Genomic DNA, 22869 nt, shown 5'->3' on the forward strand with positions numbered 1-22869 from the left:
GAGGCGCTTGGCCTGCTCCTGGTATCCGGTTCATGTGAAAACTGCTGCGACATCATTGGCCAGGCGGAACGACAATAATATATAGACCCCTTGGGATCCGATGAATTTGCTCTCCTCAGAGCGGCGGTGGCAGCGCCACCGGGTAGGTCTCCGGCCACGGCCGGAATTGATCGAGTTTCAGGATAAATGTAACGACGGCAGATGATTGCCCGATTTGCAGCGCCAGCGTCTTTTTCGATTGGCAGCCGGCGGGCATCTATCCCGTCAACACTTTTAACCCTCATCCGTGTTGTATGTTTTCTCTGTCATAATAGCAATAGGCTGGCTAAATATGCCATATTATTGGTGGAATTTCCGGGTTAACAATTGGTTCACCAAGGCCTGCGATTGTGGGGCGCAAACGCGCAAACTATCGTACGGCGTGGTCGAAACGGCACTGTTGCCGGCGTTTTTCCTCGCCGTTTATCGAAAATGACTGAAATACGGAATTTCTTGAAGACCATGAATTTCACGCGCAACGCAGCGATATTCGGTGGGAGAGGGCGGCTTGGCGCGCGAATCGCGCGGCTTGCGGCGGCTCTGGCATTTTCCGTCGTCGCCTCTGTTTCCGCCGCGCCGGCAGCCCATGCCGTGGAGCCGATCGTCGTCCATCAGGCGCGGATCATAGGCGATGAGGCGCGCACGCGCATCGTTCTCGACTTCGCCGAAGAGCCGGAATTCGACGTTCACTATCTCGATTCGCCCGCCCGCATCGTTGTGGACTTTCCGGCGGTGAATTTCAGCTTTCCCGCATCCGACCTGAAGCCGACCGGTCTTTTTTCGGATATCCGTTTCGGCAGCATGGGGCAGAACAGCGCCCGCATCGTGCTGACGGCGAAAAAGCCGGTTCAGGTGGCGGTTGCCGAAACCAAAAAGACCGATAACGGCCAATCTTTCCATTTCGTGCTCGATACGGAAATCACCACCAAGGGCAAGTTCGCGGAACTGGTGAAGGATCAGCAGTGGCAGGCGCCGGCCCCGGTGACGACTGCCGCGATCACGCCGGATGACAAGACGTCGCGGCCAGCGGAATTCGTCATCGCGGTCGATGCCGGCCATGGCGGCATCGATGCGGGCGCCACCGGCGGCACCACCGGCACCGAGGAAAAGGTTATCACGCTGACTTTCGCCAAGGAGCTTGCCGAGCGGCTGAACCGCGAACCAGGCATCAAGGCTTTCCTGACGCGTGATTCCGATACGTTTCTCGCCTTGTCGGAACGGGTGACCATCGCCCGCCAGAACAATGCCAACCTCTTTATTTCCCTTCATGCGGATACGTTGAAGCAAAAGGGCATTCGGGGAGCGACCGTCTATACATTGTCGGACCGGGCATCGGACCGGCAGGCGCAGGAACTGGCGGAGCGCGAAAACAAGTCTGACCAGATCGCGGGCGTCGCTGCTTCCAGCGAGCCGCCGGAAGTGGCCGATATTCTTCTCGATTTCACCCGCCGTGAAACGCAGGCCTTTTCGGTGACGCTGGCTGAAAACATCGTCTCCTCCTTTGAGGGGCAGGTGGGGCTCATCAACAATCCGCACCGTTACGCCGGTTTCATGGTGCTGCGCGCCCACGATGTGCCGTCGGTGCTGCTGGAACTCGGTTTCCTCTCCAATCCGGAAGACGAAAAGCTGCTTCTCGATGGGGAATGGCGCAAGAAGGTGGCCGATACGCTGGCAACCGCCGTTGGGCGATACCGCGCCAAGGCCATGGCAAATGGCGGCTGAGAGGGCAGCCGGCAAAGCGGCAATGCTGTTGCCGCCCTGCCATTGACCGCCGAAAAGCTGTTCAATTCTTGGGTCTTGCAGACGATTACGAAGGCGAAGCCCTATTTTACTCACATTCGCCGCGTTACTCGGAAAGCGGATTCGGTGGCGATCCGCAAAGCGTCCGCAGCGCGATTGCGGGCCTACCGCCCGGTAACATATCAGCGAATGCTGCCGTATCCGGCTTGTCATCGAAGGTATGGTGTGCAAAACGGCACGCGATATGCAAGGATGCGCCCGTAAATCGTCGGGCGTTGATGGTTACGATTCGAATTATCGGTAGCTTGGTATGATCAGACTGATTGGATATTTTTTCGGCTTGGCCAGCGTGCTCTTCCTGTGCGCCGCCGCCGCCGGTGCGATTTATTTGCACGGCGTGACGAAGGACCTGCCGGATTACGCAGTTTTGAGCACCTATGAGCCGCCGGTGACGACCCGCGTGCATGCCGGCAACGGCGCGCTGATGGCGGAGTATGCGCATGAAAAACGCCTGTTCCTGCCGATCCAGGCCATTCCCGACCGGGTGAAGGCTGCTTTCCTTTCGGCGGAAGACAAGAATTTCTACAACCATCCGGGTGTGGATGTCTTCGGCCTCGGCCGCGCCATTCTCGTCAATATCCAGAATCTCGGCTCCGGCCGCCGTCCGGTCGGCGCCTCCACCATCACCCAGCAGGTGGCGAAGAACTTTCTGCTCACCAACGACCAGACCATCGACCGCAAGCTTAAGGAAGCCATTCTCTCCTTCCGCATCGAGCAGACCTATTCCAAGGACAAGATTCTCGAGCTTTATCTCAACGAGATTTTCTTCGGCCTGAATTCCTACGGCATTGCCGGCGCGGCGCTCACCTATTTCAACAAATCGGTGACGGAACTGACGATTGCGGAAACCGCCTATCTTGCATCGCTGCCGAAGGGTCCGGCCAATTACCACCCGATCCGCCGCGAAAAGGCGGCTCTTGAGCGTCGCGACTGGGTGATCGACCGCATGGCCGAAAATGGCTACATCACGGTCGCCGACGCCACGGACGCAAAAAAGCAGCCGCTTGGCGTCAATCTGCGTCGCGGCGGCGCGCATATCTTCGCATCCGATTATTTCGCGGAGGAAGTCCGCCGCCAGATCGTCGAGAAATACGGCGAGGAAGCACTTCTCGAAGGCGGGCTCTCGGTCCGCACCTCTTTCGATCCGCAGATCCAGATGGAAGCGCGCAAGGCGCTTCAGGACGGTCTGGTGCAATATGATGAGCGTCGCGGTTTCCGCGGACCCGTCGAAAAGATCGAGACGGCGGGTGACTGGACGGCGGCGCTCGCCAAGGTCAAGGGCCTGCGCGACGTCCCGGAATGGAAAGTCGCTGTGGTGCTCGCCGTCGCTGCCGATGGCGTCGATATCGGCGTACAGCCGGACACGGAAACGGAAGATGGCGACAAGCGCACGCGCGGCCATATCTCCGCTGAAAACATGCGCTGGGCTTTCCGCGATGCGACCGGCAAGAAGGCGACCGCCAAGTCGCCGGTCGGCGTCCTCTCGGCCGGTGACGTCGTTTATGCGCAGCCGCTTGCCAATTCCGGCAATGAATACCGCCTGCGCCAGCCGCCGAAAGTGCAGGGCGGCATGGTGGTGATGGACCCGCATACCGGCCGTGTTCTGGCCATGGTCGGCGGTTTCTCCTATGCGCAGTCGGAATTCAACCGCTCGACGCAGGCGATGCGCCAGCCGGGCTCCTCCTTCAAGCCGTTCATCTACGCGGCGGCACTCGATAACGGCTATACGCCGGCGTCGGTCATTCTCGATGCGCCGATTGAGGTCGTTTCCGGCAATCAGGTCTGGAAGCCGCAGAATTACGGCGGCGGTTCTGCCGGTCCGTCGACCCTGCGTCTCGGTATCGAGAAATCCCGTAACCTCATGACGGTGCGTCTGGCGCAGGATATGGGCATGAATCTGGTCGCGGAATATGCCGAACGCTTCGGTATCTACGACAAGATGCCGCCGCTTCTGTCCATGTCGCTCGGTTCGGGTGAAACGACCGTGATGCGCATGGTCTCGGCCTATTCGGTCATCGCCAATGGCGGCAAGCAGATCAAGCCGACACTGATCGACCGCATTCAGGACCGCTACGGCAAGACGATCTTCCGGCATGAGGAGCGCGCCTGCGAGGGCTGCAACGCGACAAGCTGGCAGAACCAGGATGAGCCTGTCATCGTCGACAATCGCGAGCAGGTTCTCGACCCGATGACCGCCTATCAGACGACCTCGATGCTGGAAGGCGTCGTGCAGCGCGGCACGGCGGCTGGCAAGATCAAGGTCGATCTGCCGGTTGCCGGCAAGACGGGCACGACCAACGATGAAAAGGACGCCTGGTTCGTCGGTTACACGCCGGACATGGTCGCCGGCCTCTATATCGGCTTCGATTCGCCTGCACCGCTCGGCCGTGGCGGCACCGGTGGCTCGCTGTCCGCGCCGATCTTCGGCGAGTTCATCTCCGATGCGGCCAAGCACATGGAGCCGAGCAAGTTCATCGTACCGAGCGGCATGAACTTCGTCGCCGTCAACCGCAAGACCGGCATGGCGGCGGTCGAGGGCGAGCCGGACACCATCATGGAAGCCTTCAAGCCCGGCACGGGTCCTGCTTCCACCTTCTCTGTCATCGGCGATGACGGATACATGTCGCAGGAAGACATTCTGAAGACCTCGCCGCAGGCGCAGCAGGCCATCACCGGCGGTGGCGGCGGTCTTTATTGATATCACTCCTGACGTTTGGCGGGGGCGCGGGTCTTTACATCCGCGCCCCCCGCATTTATTTGAGCAACGAGTTTCAATGAAGGTGAAGAACCAGCGAAATGCGCAATGAAATCGTGAACGTAGTCGACGAAATCAAGCAGGCCATAAGCCTGCTGAGGAGGCATCTTTGACTGGGACCAGGCGATAAGACGACTGGACTGGTTGAATAACAAGGCAGAGGATCCGACCCTCTGGAACGATGCCACTGAAGCCCAGAAGCTGATGCGCGAACGCCAGCAGCTGGATGACAGCATCAATGGCGTCAAGGCGCTCGAGCAGCAGCTCAAGGACAATATCGAGCTGATCGAACTCGGCGAGATGGAAGGCGATGACGAGATCGTCAAGGACGCCGAAGACGCATTGAAGGCGCTGAAGAGCGAGGCGAACCGCCGTCAGGTGGAAGCCATGCTTTCAGGCGAAGCCGATACCAACGATACCTATCTCGAAGTGCATTCCGGCGCCGGCGGCACCGAAAGCCAGGACTGGGCGAACATGCTTCTGCGCATGTATACCCGCTGGGCCGACCGCGAAGGTTTCAAGGTCGAGGTGCTCGAAGTTCACGACGGCGAAGAAGCCGGCATCAAGTCCGCGACGATCCTCGTCAAGGGCCACAATGCCTTCGGCTGGTTGAAGACGGAATCGGGCGTGCATCGCCTCGTTCGTATTTCGCCCTATGACAGCAATGCGCGTCGCCACACATCGTTCTCTTCCGTCTGGGTTTATCCGGTGGTCGACGATTCGATCCAGATCGACATCAACGAGAGCGATTGCCGCATCGATACCTATCGTTCGTCCGGCGCGGGCGGCCAGCACGTCAACACCACCGACTCGGCCGTGCGTATCACGCATATTCCGACCGGTATTGCCGTTGCCTGCCAGCAGGAGCGTTCCCAGCACAAGAACCGCGCCAAGGCGTGGGACATGCTGCGCGCCCGCCTCTACGAGGTGGAGCTGCAGAAGCGGGAAGAGGCGGCCAATGCGCAGGCTGCCTCCAAGACCGATATCGGCTGGGGCCACCAGATCCGTTCCTACGTTCTGCAGCCTTACCAGCTGGTCAAGGATCTGCGCACCGGCGTGGAAAGCACCGCACCCGGCAACGTGCTGGACGGCGATCTGAACGAGTTCATGGAGGCGGCCCTCGCGCATCGCATCAGCGGCGGCGCGGATGTGGAAGTCGCGGATATCGACTGACGCGCCAAGTGCGTCGATTGGAAAAGATTACCCCTCGCAAATCGATTGCGAGGGGTTTTTCGTTGGAGGACAAGCATGAAACAGGCGCTCTATATCGTCGACGTCCAGCCAAGCTTCAATCCGCCGGCTGCGCTGGTGGCGGAAATATCCGCTCTCGCCCTGACAATGCACAGCATCGCCACCGTCGAGCGTCATGACGAAAGCGTAACACCCTTCGAGCGGCAACTCGGGTGGAAACCGGGCAGGGACGACGAGTCGCTTGTTGCGGCAGATCGAATATTCATCAAACACGGCTATGCGCCACCCCGGGAGGTCATCGACCATCTTCTGTCGCTGAAACTCGACAGGGTGCTGGTCTGCGGCATTCAGGCCGATACCTGCGTGCTGGCCGCCGGTTTTGCCCTCTTCGATGCGGGGCTGCATCCCACGCTGTTGCCGTGGCTTACGGTGGGCTCCAGTCTCGACCGCAGCGGTGAACTCGGTGCGAGATTGTGGAAACATCATTTCGGTGCGGTTCTTGCCGGGCCGGAGGCACTGCAAGCGTAACCTTGCCTGGCCCGCGCATCGGGCCGATCAGTTGGAGGCTTTCTCGATCTTCATCTCGCCCAGCTCGTCGATCAGGATCGTCCAGCTTTCCGCTTCCTTGGCTATCGGGTCCGTCTTCAGGTAGACGGTCACGAACAGGCCGGGCGAGGCGGGTGCGCCATTCGAGCTTTCGGGACGAATATCCGTGACATAGGATTTCATTTGGCTGAATTCTTCCAGCTCGATATTTTCCAGGAGATTCGGCCCTTCGGCGGTAAAGACGATGCGCTGAAGGTAGATTTTCGCCGTGCCGTCGCCCTGGCGGATGGCGATGACCTTGTAATAGCCGCGCGTGGGCGAGGCAGGCGGCGGCCGCAACTGCCCGTCGGGGCCTTTCACCGGCTCAAGATTGCGATCTTCCCACATGCCGCTGCTGACGACGAAGATCGCCGAAACCGGCAGCGCGTCAATCGCTTCCGTCTGCGCCCGCGCGGGAAGCGCGGCGACGGCGAAAAGAAAGGCAGCGAGGATAGGTCTTGTCAGTTGCATGGCCATTGTCGATTGTGGGCGTCAATTGTTGAACTGTTCGGCGAGAACCCGGTCCGACCATGAACGATCCGGATCCGAGAGAATTCTGGCCGTCCTGTCCTGCGATTGTGCAATCCGAACGTGACGAACGGATTTCACTTCGGTGTGGTCGGCCACCGCATTCACAGGGCGCTTGTCGCGTTCGAGAACATGAATATCGACCGTTACCTTATTCGGCAAAAGCGCGCCGCGCCAGCGCCGCGGCCGGAAAGCGCTGACCGGGGTGAGCGCAAGCAGCGGCGATTCCAGCGGCAGGATGGGTCCATGGGCGGAGAAATTGTAGGCTGTCGACCCTGCCGGGGTTGCCACCATCATGCCGTCGCAGATCAATTCTTCCAGCCGCACCTTGCCGTCCACCTCCACACGAAGCTTGGCGGCCTGATGCGACTGGCGAAACAGGCTGACCTCGTTCATGGCGAGTGCCGTGAATTCGTCGCCGTCGGAATCCGTCGTCGTCATCCGCAGGGGATGGAAATCATTGCCGCTCGCCACCGCGATGCGCTCCAGCAGGCCGTCCACCCGGTAGTCATTCATCAGGAATCCGACGGATCCCCGGTTCATGCCATAGACACGCTTGCCGGAATTCATCGTCTCGTTGAGAATCTGCAGCATGAAGCCATCGCCGCCGAGCGCGACAATCACTTCCGCCTCTTCGAACGGCGTATCGCCGTAAATGCCTTTCAGCTCTTTCAGCGCCGTCTGCGCCTCCTCGGTTGCGGAGGCGACGAAGGACAGTGAATAGGTAGAATGCGACATCCGCTTCCCTCGACAACGCGCAGATCGGAAACCGTCCACGCAAGGCGCTGTAACCCGTTGAAGCGGCTCGAAATCTTGAAACCTCGACAGGGAGGTCGATAACAAGCCGCCAGACGCACCCTTGGTACATGAAGACGGCCGCTGGCGACAAGGCCTTTCGAAGACGCAGGCGTTCCCTGGCGGCGGACCGCACCGCTCCGGTCCACAGCTTCTTGATTTGCGCCCGCCGACAAGGGTTGCGATGCGGGACAGCCTGATGCAGTTTGCCAAGGCAGTCGGAATGACGAGTGGCAGGAGACGGATGTGGCGCTGAACTACGATATCTACGATGTCTTTACCGAGACGAAAATGGCGGGAAACCCGCTGGCGGTCATGTATGACGCCGATGATCTTCCCCAGGCCATGATGCAGGCGATCGCGCGGGAAATGAACCTCTCCGAGACGGTTTTCGTCAACCGGTCCAGCAATCCGGCTCATGCGGCTTCGCTGCGCATCTTCACGCCCTCGGGTGAGTTGCCCTTCGCAGGCCATCCGACAGTCGGCGCGGCGGTCGCCATCGCCGAGCGAAATCGCGGCGAGGGCGATGACGATATCGATATGGTCTGCGTGCTGGAAGAGCAGGTGGGTCCGGTGCGTTGCGCGGTGAAGATGCGTGCCGGCGCGGTCAGCTTCGCGGAATTCGACCTGCCGCGCAAATCGTCCCGCGTGGAACTACCGCTCGATCACTCCGCGCTTGCCGATGCATTGGGCGTCAGCGAGGCGCATCTCGGCTTTGAAAACCATGTACCGTCGATCTGGACGGCCGGGGTGCCGTTCCTCATCGTACCGCTGCACAACATCGCCGCCATCAGGGATATGGATTTCGACGCCAATCTGTGGCTGCGCACCGCGCCGCTGGTCGAAGGGCGCCTGACGGCGGCCTATATCTACTGTCGCGGCGGCGTCAATCACGCTGCGAAGTTCCACGTCCGCATGTTCTCTCCGGATATGGGCATTTCAGAAGACCCCGCCACCGGTTCCGCCGCCGCCGCCCTTTCCGGCGCCATCCACCATTTCGACGGCCTGACCGACGGCCATTATCCGCTGCTCATCGAGCAGGGCGTGGAGATGGAACGACCGTCCCATATCCATCTGCGTATGGACATCAAGGACGGCGAAATCGCCCGCGCCCGCATCGGCGGCCACGCGGTGCGCGTTGCTTCGGGCACGTTCGAGATTTGATTTCAGCGTCACCCGCTCAGTTCGATGTCGTCGAAGAGCGATAAAACAGCGAGCAGAGCCAAAAGAAAAACCCCGGTCTTGACCGGGGTTTTGTCATTTCAGCGTCAATCGGCTCAGTTGAACCGGCCCGCCGCATGGGCAAGCATCGTATAGACCTTGCCGGTATCGGAGGTGAGGTAGGATTGTGTCACGGTCCGGTCGCGGTCGGTGCGGGCCACGTCGGCAAGCAGCTTCTCGAAATCGGTGATGTAGCGGTCCACGGCGGTGCGGAATTCCGCTTCCCGCTCATATTTGCGCTTGATTTCGTCGAAGGTCGTCTGACCCTTCAGCGTATAGAGGCGACGGGTGAAGACGTCGCGCTCGCCGCGCTGGTAGCGACGCCACAGCTCCACGGAGGCATCGTGATCGATGGCGCGGGCGATGTCGACCGAGAGCGAGTTCAGCGATTCCACCATGTGGCGCGGATTGCGGGTATCGGCCGCACGGGTCGGCTGCTGTTCCGCGCCGGCGCGTGGTGCGGACGCCGCTGGCGTTTCCTGTGATGCGCCGCGCAGCAAATCGCTGATCCAGCCGCCGCCTTCTTCGCGGCGTCCGGCCGGAGCACCCGGCTGGGCCGGGGCAGGCGTCTGACGGCTCTCGACCTGACGGTTCTCAAGTGGCAGGGTGCCGCGCAATGCGGCCGGCGCGGGAGCAGGCTGCGGCTGGGCCGGGCGCTGCTGCTGAACCGGAGCCGGAGCTGCCGGCTGCGGACGCGTCTCGACACGGCGCTCGGCTGCCGGCTGGGTTGCGGCTATGGCGCGGGCGACCGGTTCGGAGACTTCCATCTGGTGGGTCGAACGACCAACGAGCTGGGAAATATCCTGCAGGGCCTTGATCTGTTCGGAAACGGCGCGACGCATGGCGGCAGCGCTTTCCTTGGCCTCTTCCGGCAGGTCGAAGGCGCCACGCTTCAGTTCCGCGCGGGTCGCATCCAGTTCGCGGCGGATGTCGTGGCTCGAGCGGCGGATTTCGTCCGTTGCGCCGGCGAAGCGGCTGACGGCTTCTTCCACGGCCTGACGCAGCGTCTCCTTGAGGCTGGCTGCGGCGGCGTTCGATTTTTCCGAGGCGCTGCCGAGAAGATTGTCGACTTCCGAAAGCGAGGATTCGACACCGCCACGCAGGCGGTTGACCAGCTCGTCGGAATATTTCTGCGCGTCGGACAGCGTGCTTTCAATCGAGCGGCTGGCATCCTGACCGGCGGAGAGCAGGGCGCCCCGCATGGTCTGTGCCGCCGAACGGGCGCGCTGTTCGGTTTCATCGAGCGAGCGACCGATATCGGAGAAGGAGGCCTGCAGATTGTCGCGCAGATTGCCGGCGACGTTCTGCGAGCGCTCCTCGGCCTCGTTGAGCGTGGTTTCCACCACGCCGATGACGTTGCGCATGGCGCTTTCGATTTCCTCGGAACGCTTGACGAGGCCGACGGACAGGCTGCGCAGCGCGTCCTGGCGCTCCTCCAGCGTGCCGACGAGGCTCGACTGTGCGGCATTGAGGAGCTCGGAAGCCTGGCTCAGCACCTTCGAATGTTCCTCGAAACGGCCGACGATGCCGGCAACCTGCGCCAGCGTCTGGCCGGAAATATTCGACAGGCGGTCGATCTTTCCTTCGAGCAGACGGCTGGAGCTGGACACCATGTCGGCGGCCTGCGAGGCGGATTCGGAGAAGCGGGTCGCCGAGGCGTTCAATGCCTCGTCTGCCGCGCCGAAGCCCTGTGCGGCGCGCTCGACAGCGGAGTTGAAGTTGGTTGCCGACTGTTCGACGATTTCCGCCATGCTGTTATGGGTCTGCGAAAGCATATCGGTGCTCTGGCGGGTGGCGGCCACCAGCTTGTTGGCCGCATCGCTGCCGGCGCGGGCATATTTGTCGATGCCCTGTTCGACGGCGTCCGCCATGGCCGTATGCGTCTCCGACAGCATGTCGGTGCTCTGGCGGGTGGCCGCGACGAGCTTGCTTGCCGCATCCGTTCCGGCAGCGGCATAATCGCTGATCGCCTGTTCCACCATACCGACCATGCCGCTGTTGCTCTGCGACAGAAGGTCCGCGCTTTGCTGGGCTGCGGAAACGATCTTTTCGGCAGCTTCGCGGCCGATGGTGGCGTATTCGTCGACGACAGGCTTGGCTTTCTCCTCGATCAGGCGCGAAAGCTCGGCGGAGCGGCTGGCCAGCATCGAGTTGAGTTCGCGGGTGCGGTTGTCCAGCGCCGAGCGAATGGATTCGCCGCGCGCGTCGAGGGCGGATTCGACACCTGTGAGCGTCTCGGAAATGACGCCGACTTGAGAGCGAACGACGGCTTCAGCCTCGGCAACTTTGTTGACGATGATGTTGCCCGCCTCGGAGAAGGTCTGGGCGACGGCGGCGGCCTGACCGGAGAGACGCGTCTGCGCATCCGAAATGCGGTTGACGATCTCGCCGGAGCGTTCCTCGATGGCCTTGGTGAAGGCCTCGTTCTGCGCCTGCACCTGTTCGGCGAATTCCGAACCGGACTTGGCGAGAAGGGAGGTGGAGCGCACGGCTTCTTCGCCGATGCTCTGGGTGGCGGAGGTGACCGCGCCGCGCAGGCTGACAGCGAGATCGCTCGCCTTGCCTTCAATGGTGCGGTTGACGTTTTCAAGACCGATGGTCAACGCCCGGTCCATGGTGCCGAGGCGTTCATCGATGCGGGCCGTGCCGGTATCGAAGGTCTCCGCCAGACGGCTGGTGCGGTTTTCGAACGTGTCCGCGACACGCGTGGTCTGTTCGTCCAGAATGCCCGTGATACGCTCGGCCGCCTCGTCGCTGGCGCGGGCGAACACAGCCGTCTTGTCTTCCAGCGCTTCGGCAAAGCGGCGGCCGGCATCCTCGATCGAGGTGTTTACATTGGCCAGATCGCCGCCGACGCGTGCCTGCAGCGTATCGAGCGAGGTCTCGATACGGGCGCCGGTCTCGTCGAGACGGGTGGTGACATTGCCGATGGAGGTCTCGATTTTCGAGGACAGGGCATCCGTCGCGCCGCCGATTTCGCGGGCAGCCTCGCCGATCTTGACGGCGATGTCGCCGGCGCTGTTGCGCAGGCGCTCTTCCAGCGTCTGCGCGCTGCCGTCGATCGCCTTCTGCAGCGTTTCCTGCTGGGTTTCGAGAGACAGTTCGAGCATGCTGGCGCTGGAGGCGACCGTGGTGCCGATCATCATCGCCTGTTCGGAGAGCATGTCGCCCATCTGGGTCGTGGCGGAGCTGAGCGTCGCGGCAAGATCCGCCTGGCGCTGATCGAGCGCGGTGCGAATATCCTCATGCGATTGCGACAGATTGCTTTCGAGGCGGGACACACCTTCTTCCACCGTCTGGGCAAAACGGGTGCTGCCGTCTTCAACGACGCTTTCGATGCGGTTGGCCGCACCCGAGACGCTCTGCTCGATCAGGCCGCTATTGCGCTCCAGCGATCCGGCAATGCGTTCAGCCTGCGAACCGAGCATGGTTTCGAGCCGCTCATGGCCGCTGGCAAGCGCGTTTTCAAGCGTGAATGCGGTGGCTTCGAGGCGCTGGCCGACGCCGGCTGCGGCAAGCGAAAGCGACGATGCTCTGGCATCCATAGCCTCGGCAATACGGTCCTCGACGCCGGAAATCGCCATGTCGAGCGCCATGGTGCGGCTGTCGAGCGCGTCTGCGATGCGCTCCTCCGCACCGGAGACGATGCCCGAGAGGGCCGCAGTGCGGCTGTCGAGCGCGCCGGCAATGCGCTCTTCGACGCCGGAAACCGCATTGTGCAACGCTGTGGTGCGACCGTCGAGAATATCGGCGATCTTTTCCTCGACGCCGGAGAAGCTCATATCGAGCGCCATGGTGCGGCTGTCGAGCACATCGGTGATCCGCTCTTCAGCGCCGGAAACGACGGTCTTCAGCGACTCGGTTCGGCTGTCGAGCGCCCCGGCGATGCGGGTCTCGGCGCCGGCCACCAGTTCGCCAAGGGCTGTGGTGCGGGTGTCGAGCGCTTCGGCGATTTTTTCTTCCGCGCCGGAGAATGCCATGTCGAGCGCCATGGTACGGCTGTCGAGCGCATCGGCGATGCGTTCTTCGGCACCGGAGACAACGGCGTTGAGGGCTGCGGTGCGGCCATCCAGCGTTTCCGCGATGCGGGTTTCAGCACCGGCGACCACGTCTCCGAAGGTGGCCGTGCGGCTGTCGAGCGCGCCGGCAATCTTTTCCTCAGCACTTGCGACAATGCCGGTGAGGGCAGAGGTGCGATTGTCGAGCGTCTCGGAAAGTCTTTCCTCGACATTGGCAAAGGTCATGTCGAGCGACAGCGTGCGGCTGTCCATCGTGTCGGCAATACGTTCCTCGACGCCGGAAATGGCGCTGGAAAGCGCGGCCGTGCGGCCGTCAAGCGTATCGGCGATACGGCTCTCCGCACCGGAGACGACGTCATGCAGGGCAGCCGTGCGGCTTTCCAGCGTGTCGGAAATGCGGTCCTCGATGCCGGAAACCGCGCCGGTGATGGCTGCTGCCCGGGTTTCGAGCGTTTCGGCAAGACGGCGCTCGACATCGGCGACGACGTTGTTGATTGCGGCGGCACGTTCGTCGAGCATGGCGGCGAGACGTTCGGCCGTGCCGGAGACGGAGCCGGTAATCGCCATCGAACGGCTGGCGAGCGCTTCGTCGAAACGGTTCTGGCTGGCAGAAAGCGCGCCGAACAGGGCATTGCTGCGTTCCGCCAGCACGGCGTCGATCTTCTCGTGCGAACTGGTGAAGGCATCGGTGATTTCGGCGGTACGCTGGCCGATTGCGTCGCTGAAGGCCTGCGTCCGGCTTTCAAGCGCGCTTTCCAGCATTTCCTGACCCGTGCCAAGCGCGGTTGCGAGCGCCAGCGATTGATCGGTCATGGTGGTGCCGATGCGCTCCAGACCGGCGCTCAGCATGGTGTCGAGCGCTTCGGAGCCGCCGGCAACGGTCTCGTTGATCCGGGCGAGACTTTCCATCAGCTTGCTGTCGAGGCTGCCGGCGCGCTGGTCGAAGGCGCTGGCGAACTGCGCGACATGCTCGTCGAAGGCAGAGTTGACCTGGCCGACCGTCGCCTGCATCCGCTCCTCGTAGAGGCCGGAGCGAAGATCGAGATCCATGATCGCGTCGTCCGCCGTGCTCTGCAGGCTCTGGCGGAAGGAGAGACCCTTTTCTTCAAGCGTCGTGGACAGCTTGTCGAGCACGGTATCCAGCGAACCGCCGATGATCTGCTGGCCGCGGTCGATATTGCGGTTGAGTTCGAGCGTGCGCGTGGACAGCGTCTCGTTGAGCTGGCGGGTGCGCTCTTCAAGCGCGCTGTTGAGGCTTTCCGCACCGCTATCCAGCGTCGAGGCATGGATTGCGAAACGCTCGAGCAGGACTTCACCGCGCTCATCCAGCGTCGAGGTGAGGTTGTGCAGGCGCATGTCGAATTCGTTGGACAGCGTCGCGCCGGAGGAATTCAGCGCCTGAAGCAGATTTTCGGTCTTGGCGGCGATCAGGCTGCCCATCGCTTCGGTCGAGGCGCGCGATTTTTCCAAAAGCGCGGCCGAGCGGGTGTCGATCATCGAGGCGAAAGCCTCGCCGGTCGTGGCGATCCGCATCGAAAGCTCTTCACCGACGATGGAAAGCTCTTCCTTGATCTGTTCCTGGGCACCGACGATGGAGGAGCGGATACGCTCGGCGTGATTGACGATGGCGTCACGCTCGGCGGTCAGTTCCTGCACGAGGCTGCGCACGCGCAGTTCATTGTCGGCATAGCTGCGCTCAAGCGCGTTGACCTCGGAATGAACGAGGGTTTCGAGTTCCGTCGCGCGGGCGATTGTGCGCTCGATACCGTCATTCATGGCCGAGACTTCACGGCGAACCGCCTGGCCGACGGACATGATGCGGTCGGATGCGACCGTTTCCGGCTCGGCAAGGCGAAGGGCGACTTCGGCCATGGAGCGGGCGGCGTTGCGCAGATCGCGAGCGCGCGCCATCATGATCGCAAAGGCGAAGAACAGCATGATGGGAACGAGGATGCCGACGACGATAGCCATCAGGCCGGGGATCGCGGTGAGATCGGCCAGCGAGGCGATGTTCCACAGCGCGTTGCCATAAAGAAGATGTGCGATGCCAAGACCGCCGAGCGCCCAGATGACCGACATGATCGTGGCGTTGCGCAGCGCGCCGCCGATGGAGCCGCCTTCCAGCGATTTCAGGATCATGGCCGGGCTGCGCTTGGAGCCGTCATTGGCCGCTTCGAGATTGGGCGATCGGGGCGTCTGTTCTGCGGGCGCGCGGGCGGCCTCGGGAGCAGGGGTCTGTCTGCTTGCTTCCTTCAATCTGGCCTCCGGCTGCTTCGGCGCTGCAGTTTTCCGCGTCTCCGGCTTTTCTTCGAAAGCACCAAGCTGCAGGGCGTCTTCCAACGCCTGAAATGCAGTCTCGTCGACAGAGTCGCTGATCTTGTTATTCGCCATGCGGTTACGCCTCGTTACACATACGCCCGGCTTCATGCCGTTGACCACTTGCGTTCCGCAAGCGGACTGCCGCCATCATGCCAGCGGAACATTATCCCTTGAAGAGAGAACAATTCCGCCATTTACCAAATCCCGAATTGCTGGTGGTCCAGCTTTCGGGCGAAATTACATCACTGTGCCGCAATAACAAAGCTTGAGCTTAAGCCTCGTGGGAACGGCAGTACCGTAGTGACACATTTAGGTGTTCGAAACAATTAATGCGGATTTGCGGCGGTGGCGAAGTGTCGGCTTTTTAACAGTTTTTAAACCTGAGTTTCACGCTGAACGCCTTGTTTCGCATAAGTTTAACATAAATTAACCATAGCAGAAGATTTTCGCCCGCGTCACGCCGTAATTTAAGCCGATAGCAGCGGCCCGGATGCGTGAATACGACACAGATGTGACACGAAACAGGAAACGGCGAGACAGGAATTTCAGCCATGGCAGCGGTCAGTATTGCTTTCGAAGCTCCCGACAATTGCGGCGGTGCGCCCGCCGCCGGTAAAAAACCGATCGATTTCGATCATCTCGCCCGGCAGACGATGGGCGACAAGGATCTGGAGATCGAAGTACTGCAACTCTTCAGCCGCAACGCCCGCGCCGCCCTGCATAAAATGGCAGGCGCCGACGACAAGGCGGTCATGGCGACGGCCCATCGTTTGAAGGGGTCTGCGCAGGCCGTCGGCGCCTCGGCCGTTTCCGCAGCCGCAGCCGTGGTGGAAGACAAGGGCAATGACAGCGCGGCGATCGCAAAACTCGCGGCAACCATCGTCGAGGCCGAAAATTTCATCCTCAAGCTCTGCCGCTGAGGCGTAACACATCAAATTTGTCATTTTGCAAGGCTGGTTGCGTCTGCGCGCCCTTGAAGCGGGTTGCCAAGGCGGACCGGCCTTTCTATGTGTTTAGAACAGTTCTTAGATCACATTTTGGATTTCCGGCATGACAAAACTGACCATCGTTGCCTTTGACGGCACGCCCCATGAACTCGACGTGAGCAATGGCTCCACCGTCATGGAGAATGCGGTGCGCAACTCCATTCCCGGCATCGATGCGGAATGCGGCGGCGCCTGTGCCTGTGCGACCTGTCATGTCTATGTCGACGACGCCTGGTCGGAGCGTGTCGGCGGACCGGAGCCGATGGAAGAGGATATGCTGGACTTCGCCTTCGACGTGCGCCCCACCTCGCGCCTTTCCTGTCAGATCAAGATGAACGACGAGCTCGATGGTCTCGTCGTTCATGTTCCCGAACGTCAGGGCTGAAATCTTTCGTCATTGCTAAACGCAGAAAAAGCCCCGCTCACCTGGTAGCGGGGAGCGGGGCGAGGCGGGTACGCAGCATGCAGGCGAGGGAGGAAACACCTGCGAGCCCTCAAGCGCGCACCGGGAGAACCGGAGACGGTTGCAACCGTCGGACCCGCCGTGGGCCGCAACCATTTCAAACCGTATGAACAAGCTACAATGAGTCTTGCCGGCCGCACCATGACGAGAATTCACGGGTGATATCGGACATGACGTTACGTCATGTCCGGTGTTGTTCGTTTTGATTTGGGGGAGGTACGTCCAGCGACCGTCAGCGGCGGTTCTGGCCCTGCTCGAGCCGGTTCTTCAAAAGCCGTGTCATGCGGGCATCGAAATTTTTCGATTCCACCACATCGAAGCGCAACTGATCGCGGTCGTGTTCGTCCATCACCGTCTGGGTGATCTTGCCGACCATTTCCTGCAACGTCTCGCAGCTTTTCTGCGGGCGAAGCGACGTCAGCTGTCTTTCAAGCGAGCGGGCGTGGGTGCGGGCGATTTCCGCGTGGCGCTCCTCGTGGCGCTTGATATCGGCAAGCAGCGTATCCCAGATGAAGGCCAGTTCCGCCGTGGTGCGGCGGCGGTTTTTCCATTGCGGCAGGAGAATGCGGGTATTCAGCACCACTTTGGCCGTTCCGACGCTGCAAAGGCCGTTTTTCTCGACATAGGTGAGCTCGCCGCCGAATTTGATTTCGGTGGCGCCGGGATGGCGCGCGCCGGTATTGCGCGTCAGCGGGCCGTGCCTGGAAAGCTGCTGGTCGAGGTCTGCGGCGGTTTTGCCGCTGATCGAAAAATAGGAATAGGTCTTGCGGACGATGGTTTCGGAAAAAGCCGATCCGGGTAGGGAAAGTGCCACTGCGGCCGCTAAAGCGGCGCAAAGAGCACGTGATGATTTGGTCATGACCCGGCCTTCCGGTTGAACTTGAAAAAGGTTTGCTGCATAGGCGGAGCGGAACTTATAAGAATTGGCATAACACTCCGTTATTCCCGAAAGGCGCGTGTTACGTGATAACAGCCGGCAGCAACGCGTGGCAAGCGGCCCATGGCCGCTCCCTGAAACTTGATGGGCGTGGCCGTATTATGGCCATCGTCAATGCAACGCCCGATTCCTTTTCCGATGGCGGCCGTTATCTCGCCGTCGATGCGGCTTTTTCCCATGCGCTGACCTGCGTGGAAGAGGGCGCTGACGTCATCGATATCGGCGGCGAATCCACCCGGCCGGGTGCGGCCGCGGTGACGGAAGCCGAAGAACAGGACCGCGTGCTTCCCGTCATCGAAAAATTGCGCCGCGAGACGGATGTGCTGATTTCAGTCGATACCTATCGCGCCTCGACAGCGCGGCTGGCGGTCGCGGCGGGCGCCCATATCGTCAATGATGTCTTCGGCCTGCAGAAAGACGCGGAGATGGCCGGCGTGGTCGCCGCCACCCGCGCCGGCGTGTGCATCATGCATACCGGCCGCGACCGGCAGAAGCTTGCCGATGTCATCGCCGACCAGTTCGAATTTCTCAATCGCTCGCTGGAGATCGCCGAGGATGCGGGTATCGCCCGCGACGCCGTCGTGCTCGATCCCGGTTTCGGTTTCGCCAAGGACGAGAGCGAAAATGTCGCGCTGATGGCGCGTTTCGGCGAACTTGCCGCTTTCGGCCTGCCGGTTCTGGCCGGTACGTCGCGCAAGCGTTTCATCGGGTCGCTGACGGGCCGGGATGCGGCCCATGAACGCGATATCGGAACGGCTGCGACCACCGCGATCCTGAGGCTTGCCGGCGCTTCGATTTTTCGCGTGCACAATGTCGCCGCGACCCGCGATGCGCTGGCAATCGCCGATGCGGTTCTTGCCAAAACGTCGGCAAAGGCCGATGCGTAGATCAACGAGTGCCGGAACGCCGTGTCCCGAAGGTGGCGCGGCTTTTTGGCGAAACAGTCCTGCCATGGAGGCGATGCGATGAGCCGCTATACCATCATCCTGAAAAACTGTTCTTTTTTCGCCCGTCATGGTCTTCTCGAGCAGGAGGAGGTGCTGGGCCAGCGCTTTTTCGTCGATGCCGAGATGGAAGTCGAGGCGGGTGATGCGCTGGAAACCGACGATATCGAAAACACCGTCGATTATGGTGTGGCTTTCGCCGTCATCGAAAAAATCGTCGTCGGCCAGCGCCGTTATCTCATCGAGGCGCTGGCGAACGACATCGCCAAGGCGCTGCGCGCCCGTTATCCGCAGATCGTCTGGCTCAGGATCACGGTACGCAAGCCTTCGGCGCCGGTTCCCGGCATTCTCGATTATGCGCAGGTGAGCGTTGAACACCGTGCCTGAAAAGATGACTGTCGCCGCCTTGGGGCTCGGCGGCAATATCGGCGATCCCGCCGCCGCCATGGCAAGGGCGCTGCGCGAACTCGATGCGCGTGACGATTGCCGCCTGCTGGCCGTTTCCGGTCTTTACCGCACGCCGCCCTGGGGCAAGACGGATCAGGCGGATTTTTTCAATTGCTGCGCCTTGGTCGAAACCTCGCTTTCAGCGCCTGCACTGCTGCAATTATGCCTCGATATCGAAAAGGGCATGAAGCGGGTGCGCACGGAGCGTTGGGGCCCGCGCACCATCGATATCGATGTGCTCACCTATGGGAATGATTCTCTCGTAACGGAAACCATTGAAGTACCGCATCCGCGCATGACGGAGCGCGCTTTCGTGCTGATGCCGCTCGCCGATATCGCGCCCGACCTTGAAGTAAAAGGCAAGCCCGTGCGGGAATGGCTTCAGCAGACGGACAAGACGGGCATTGTCAGCGCAAACGAAAAACGGGAGTGGTGGACACTCCCGCTTGGTGATGGCTGAAAAGATTGTAATCGTTACGGCTTGATCGAACCGACGGCGAGTTGGTCGATATCGCGCGCCAGCGTCACGCCGATGACCGGGATCATCTGGTCGGCGACCTTGACCGAAATGGTGATGTTCATCGAATTGTCGTTCGAGACGCGGGCGACCATTGCACCGTTGAGCTTGGCGCGGTTGATGCCGACGACGACCTTGTCGCCGCTGACCTGTCCGGAGGTGATGTCCAGCCCCTTGCCTTCGGCGCCGTCGAGGAATTTGCCCTCGTAAGAGTTGCCCTTCTGGCTGATGACGGCGGACATGGGCTGGCTGAAGACGCCGACGCGGCAGGTGCCGCCGAGCTTGATGCCGGTCTGCTTGTCATCGAGCGGCTCGCCCGTCAGATCGCAGGTGAACTTCGTGCCCTTGTATTTGCCGGCTACGATTTCGCCCGGGCCTTTCCAGACACCGGCCACGGAGCGGAAGAACACGTCGTCGCGATCGCGCGATGCCGCATGGACGTCAGACATGCCGAAACCGCCGCTGACGGACAATATGGCGGCAAGCCCGCCCACAAGCGAAAAGAAGCGCGAATACATGATACTTTCCCCGGCGAAGATGCCTGTTCGATAGGCTGCAATCTACCGGCGGAATGGTTAATGCTTGGTTTATTTCACTCTCATTTGCGGCTTCGTTCGTAACCTTTTGAACCGTCCAAGCCCGGGCAATCAGGCTTTTTCACCGGTTTTTCCACCGCTTAAATCGGGCGTCAGGTCGGACATGAAATCGCCGATCCCCGGCCGCTTCACCGCCCTGAACGGCAGCGGACGGCACAGATCCATCGCGGCAATGCCGATTCGCGCCGTCATCAGGCCGTTGATGACGCCTTCGCCGAGTCGCGCCGAGAGTTTCGAGGCAAGACCGTGGCCGAGAACCTGCTGGGCGAGCCCGTCGCCAACGGCGATCGAGCCCGTGACGGCAAGATGGGCGACGACATCGCGCAGGAGTTTCAGCATGCCGAGCGTACCGGGACGGCCGCCATAAAGCTCCGCCATGGCGCGCACCAGCCGCGTCACTTCAAACAGTACACAAGCGAGATCGACCACCGCGCGCGGGCTGACGGCAGTGACGACGGAGACGCGCTTGGACGAATTGAGAATGAGGGCGCGGGCCTGCCTGTCGAGCGGAACGAGCAACTCACGTTCGGCAAGCTCGATCAGATGCGGGCCGTCGATCACATCGTTTTCGGTTTCCTTCAGCGCCGCACGTCCCTTGGCCGTTTCGGCCCGGTGGGAGAGAACGGCATTCAGGCGGGTGACGATGGCGCGTGCGGGTTTCGGGCTCTTGTCGAGGCTCGCTGTTTCAGCATCCGCCTTGAGAGACTGCACGGCATTGAGCCGCATGATGCCGAAGATTTCCCGGCCGAGGAGAACGAGAACGGCGAAAAGCGCCAGAATAAGAGCGGTAGTGGCCGTGTAACCCAGCCAGTCGGAACGGGAGAACAGGTTGCGGATGAGCTGATCCGCCCACAGCCCGAAGGCGAGCGAGAACAAGACGCCAAGCGCGCCGAGCGCAAGCTTGCCGAAGGAGAAGCGGCTTTTCTTCGGAGACGCCACCGGCAGCGCGGCGGCATCGATCTCCTCAGGCGCCAGAAACGGATCGTCCTCGTCGGGCGTCAGCGAAATCTCGGCGTCGAAGCTGCGCGGCGCACGTTTCTGTGCGGCGGACGGTCGTGCCGTCTCTTCGGTTTCAAGCGTGAAAGCGGCCGGGCGGCGCGCCTGCGGATCGTTTTGTGTGGGAAGCTTCATGCGAGCTTGTCTCCGAACAGGAACTGCATGGCGCGGTCGAGCCTGATATGGGGAACGGAAAGCCTTATGCCGCCGCTGCCCGGCTCATCTATGTTCGGCGGACGGAAGCGCACGACATTGACGTCCGGCAGCGACGCCTTGTCGCCATCCCTGTCGATGCTGCGGAAAAGCGGCTCGGGGTCTTCAGGCAGATCGCCGGGAAATATCGCCGTCTTGCGATTGCCGTCGAAGGTCTCGCCATTGATGGTTTCACCGGCCATGGGCGTGCCGACGATGACGGGCAGCTCGTGGCCGTCCTGTCGCACGCTTGCCTCTCTGGTAGCGCGCACGGAAGCGAGCGCCATGACCTCGATGCCGGCGCCATTCATGCCGATGGTGGTGATGGCGCGGTCCACCAGACGGCGGGTCAGGCGCTCCAGCCGGTCGTGGCTTTCGTGATGCAGGTGATCGGCTTTGGTGGCGGCGATCAGCACCTTGTCGATACGCCGGCCGATCAGCGACGACAGCAGGCTGTTGGTGCCGGGGCGGAAACAGGCAAGCACATCGCCCAGCGCCCGCTCCAGATCCTGCACGGCTTCCGGGCCGCGATTGACGGCCTGCAGCGTGTCGATCAGAACGATCTGCCGGTCGAGGCGGGCGAAATGCTCGCGGAAGAAGGGTTTGACCACAATCGACTTGTAGGCGTCATAGCGCCGTTCCATCATGGCGCGCAGCGAGCCCTTGGGCGCTTTCTCATCCGTCAGGCCGGGAAGCGGCGCGAAGGTCAGCGCGGGCGATCCTTCGAGATCGCCGGGCATCAGGAAACGGCCGGGCGGCAGGGTTGAGAGTGACCTCTCGTCGGATTTGCAGGCTTTCAGATAGGCCGCGAAACTTTCGGCCAAACGTCGGGCCGTCATCTCGTCGGCCGGTGCGTTGATGTCGAGCGAAGAGGCGATCGCCAGCCATTCCTGCGCCAGTTCGGCGCGGATGCCGCTTCCGGCAAGGGCGACGGTCGCGTCGCTGAACTGTTTATAGTCCTGTAACAGAAGCGGCAGGTCGAGCAGCCATTCGCCGGGATAATCGACGATATCGATGGAAAGCTTGCCGGCCGAAAACCATCGGCCCCAGCCGCTGGCGCTCTGATAATCCAGCGTTATCCTGAGTTCCGAGATCGCCCGCGTCGAATCCGGCCACAGCCGGTCGCGCACCAGCGCCTGAATATGATCCTCATATTGAAAACGGGGAATGGCGTCGTCCGGCTGCGGCTCCAGCCGCACATTCGAGACGCGTCCGGACCGCATCGCCTCGAACAGCGGCAGCCGGCCGCCATTCAGAAGATTGTGGACGAGGGAGGAGATGAAAACCGTCTTGCCCGCCCGCGAAAGGCCGGTGACGCCAAGCCGCAATGTCGGGTGGGTGAGGTTGCTCGCACGGTCGGCCAGATTATCGAATGCGATAAGCGCGCTGTCTGTCAGGGACGTAAGAGAAGGCGGCAATGGCAGTTTCCTGGCTGTGTTTAACGGTCACGGCTGCAATATAGGAAGGTATGGCTGCCCAAAAAAGAAGCGCTCCAGCGGATTTTCAGCAGGGCGGCTTTGCAAAATTCTTACGAAGGGC

Annotated in this window: 17 protein-coding genes; 10 read left to right on the forward strand and 7 right to left on the reverse strand. The window is 61.5% G+C overall.

The window, feature by feature from the left end; all coding sequences use genetic code 11:
- Positions 1 to 501: 501 nt before the first annotated feature.
- The 4 genes from FGF54_RS05295 to FGF54_RS05310 all read left to right on the forward strand — a co-directional run bounded on the left by FGF54_RS05295 (position 502) and on the right by FGF54_RS05310 (position 6313).
- The gene (locus FGF54_RS05295) at positions 502 to 1761 is read left to right on the forward strand and encodes an N-acetylmuramoyl-L-alanine amidase (RefSeq protein ID WP_142780140.1); all 1260 of its coding nucleotides are present in this window, start codon (positions 502 to 504) and stop codon (positions 1759 to 1761) included.
- A gap of 328 nt (positions 1762 to 2089) precedes the next feature.
- A complete protein-coding gene (locus FGF54_RS05300; RefSeq protein WP_035260697.1) occupies positions 2090 to 4537 on the forward strand; it encodes a penicillin-binding protein 1A in 2448 nt (815 codons plus the stop codon).
- A gap of 98 nt (positions 4538 to 4635) precedes the next feature.
- Positions 4636 to 5767 (forward strand): peptide chain release factor 2 gene (gene prfB / locus FGF54_RS05305; RefSeq protein WP_161987956.1). Its coding sequence is split into 2 segments (ribosomal slippage): positions 4636 to 4704 and positions 4706 to 5767, totalling 1131 coding nucleotides; the frame shifts between segments, so codons are not numbered across the junction.
- Positions 5768 to 5842: 75 nt separating this feature from the next.
- Positions 5843 to 6313, forward strand: coding sequence for a cysteine hydrolase family protein (locus FGF54_RS05310; RefSeq protein WP_142779101.1), 471 nt, complete (start codon positions 5843 to 5845; stop codon positions 6311 to 6313).
- Between the two features lie 27 nt (positions 6314 to 6340).
- Here FGF54_RS05310 and FGF54_RS05315 read toward each other — a convergent pair whose 3' ends face one another.
- Entirely contained in the window at positions 6341 to 6841 is a 501-nt protein-coding gene (locus FGF54_RS05315) for a hypothetical protein (protein WP_142779102.1), read from the reverse strand.
- Between the two features lie 21 nt (positions 6842 to 6862).
- The gene (locus FGF54_RS05320; protein WP_020810264.1) at positions 6863 to 7636 is read right to left on the reverse strand and encodes an NAD kinase; all 774 of its coding nucleotides are present in this window, start codon (positions 7634 to 7636) and stop codon (positions 6863 to 6865) included.
- A gap of 303 nt (positions 7637 to 7939) precedes the next feature.
- Between FGF54_RS05320 and FGF54_RS05325 the strand changes: the two genes are divergently transcribed.
- A complete protein-coding gene (locus FGF54_RS05325) occupies positions 7940 to 8857 on the forward strand; it encodes a PhzF family phenazine biosynthesis protein (protein WP_142779103.1) in 918 nt (305 codons plus the stop codon).
- 113 nt (positions 8858 to 8970) lie between these two features.
- On the opposite strand, the gene FGF54_RS05330 is transcribed toward FGF54_RS05325, so the two are convergent.
- Positions 8971 to 15324, reverse strand: a complete 6354-nt coding sequence (locus FGF54_RS05330; RefSeq protein WP_142779104.1) for a hypothetical protein — start codon at positions 15322 to 15324, stop codon at positions 8971 to 8973.
- 479 nt (positions 15325 to 15803) lie between these two features.
- Between FGF54_RS05330 and FGF54_RS05335 the strand changes: the two genes are divergently transcribed.
- Together FGF54_RS05335 and FGF54_RS05340 are read left to right on the forward strand one after the other, a co-directional pair.
- Positions 15804 to 16172, forward strand: a complete 369-nt coding sequence (locus FGF54_RS05335) for an Hpt domain-containing protein (RefSeq protein ID WP_142779105.1) — start codon at positions 15804 to 15806, stop codon at positions 16170 to 16172.
- 130 nt (positions 16173 to 16302) lie between these two features.
- Complete coding sequence (locus FGF54_RS05340) at positions 16303 to 16623, forward strand: 2Fe-2S iron-sulfur cluster-binding protein (RefSeq protein WP_059752764.1); 321 nt, start codon at positions 16303 to 16305, stop codon at positions 16621 to 16623.
- Positions 16624 to 16933: 310 nt separating this feature from the next.
- On the opposite strand, the gene FGF54_RS05345 is transcribed toward FGF54_RS05340, so the two are convergent.
- Positions 16934 to 17560, reverse strand: a complete 627-nt coding sequence (locus tag FGF54_RS05345; RefSeq protein ID WP_020810826.1) for a DUF922 domain-containing Zn-dependent protease — start codon at positions 17558 to 17560, stop codon at positions 16934 to 16936.
- A gap of 179 nt (positions 17561 to 17739) precedes the next feature.
- Between FGF54_RS05345 and folP the strand changes: the two genes are divergently transcribed.
- From folP to folK, 3 genes are all read left to right on the forward strand, one after another.
- Positions 17740 to 18525 (forward strand): dihydropteroate synthase, encoded by a 786-nt coding sequence (gene folP / locus FGF54_RS05350; RefSeq protein WP_142779106.1) that lies wholly within the window; start codon positions 17740 to 17742, stop codon positions 18523 to 18525.
- Positions 18526 to 18603: 78 nt separating this feature from the next.
- Positions 18604 to 18969 (forward strand): dihydroneopterin aldolase, encoded by a 366-nt coding sequence (folB, locus tag FGF54_RS05355; protein WP_003502532.1) that lies wholly within the window; start codon positions 18604 to 18606, stop codon positions 18967 to 18969.
- Between the two features lie 4 nt (positions 18970 to 18973).
- Entirely contained in the window at positions 18974 to 19489 is a 516-nt protein-coding gene (gene folK, locus FGF54_RS05360) for a 2-amino-4-hydroxy-6-hydroxymethyldihydropteridine diphosphokinase (RefSeq protein ID WP_210247431.1), read from the forward strand.
- A 14-nt stretch (positions 19490 to 19503) separates the two neighbouring features.
- Here the strand turns inward: folK and FGF54_RS05365 are convergent, their stop codons facing one another.
- The 3 genes from FGF54_RS05365 to FGF54_RS05375 form a co-directional block, all read right to left on the reverse strand.
- Entirely contained in the window at positions 19504 to 20064 is a 561-nt protein-coding gene (locus tag FGF54_RS05365; protein WP_003521427.1) for a hypothetical protein, read from the reverse strand.
- Positions 20065 to 20193: 129 nt separating this feature from the next.
- On the reverse strand, positions 20194 to 21273 hold the full coding sequence (locus FGF54_RS05370; RefSeq protein WP_142779107.1) for a YcjF family protein: 1080 nt from the start codon (positions 21271 to 21273) through the stop codon (positions 20194 to 20196).
- Positions 21270 to 22748: a YcjX family protein gene (locus tag FGF54_RS05375; protein WP_142779108.1), complete on the reverse strand. Its 1479-nt coding sequence runs from the start codon at positions 22746 to 22748 to the stop codon at positions 21270 to 21272. The genes FGF54_RS05370 and FGF54_RS05375 overlap by 4 nt, the downstream gene beginning before the upstream one ends.
- Positions 22749 to 22869: the final 121 nt, after the last annotated feature.

The organism is Agrobacterium sp. T29 (assembly GCF_006970545.1).
GTDB classification, from domain to species: domain Bacteria; phylum Pseudomonadota; class Alphaproteobacteria; order Rhizobiales; family Rhizobiaceae; genus Agrobacterium; species Agrobacterium leguminum.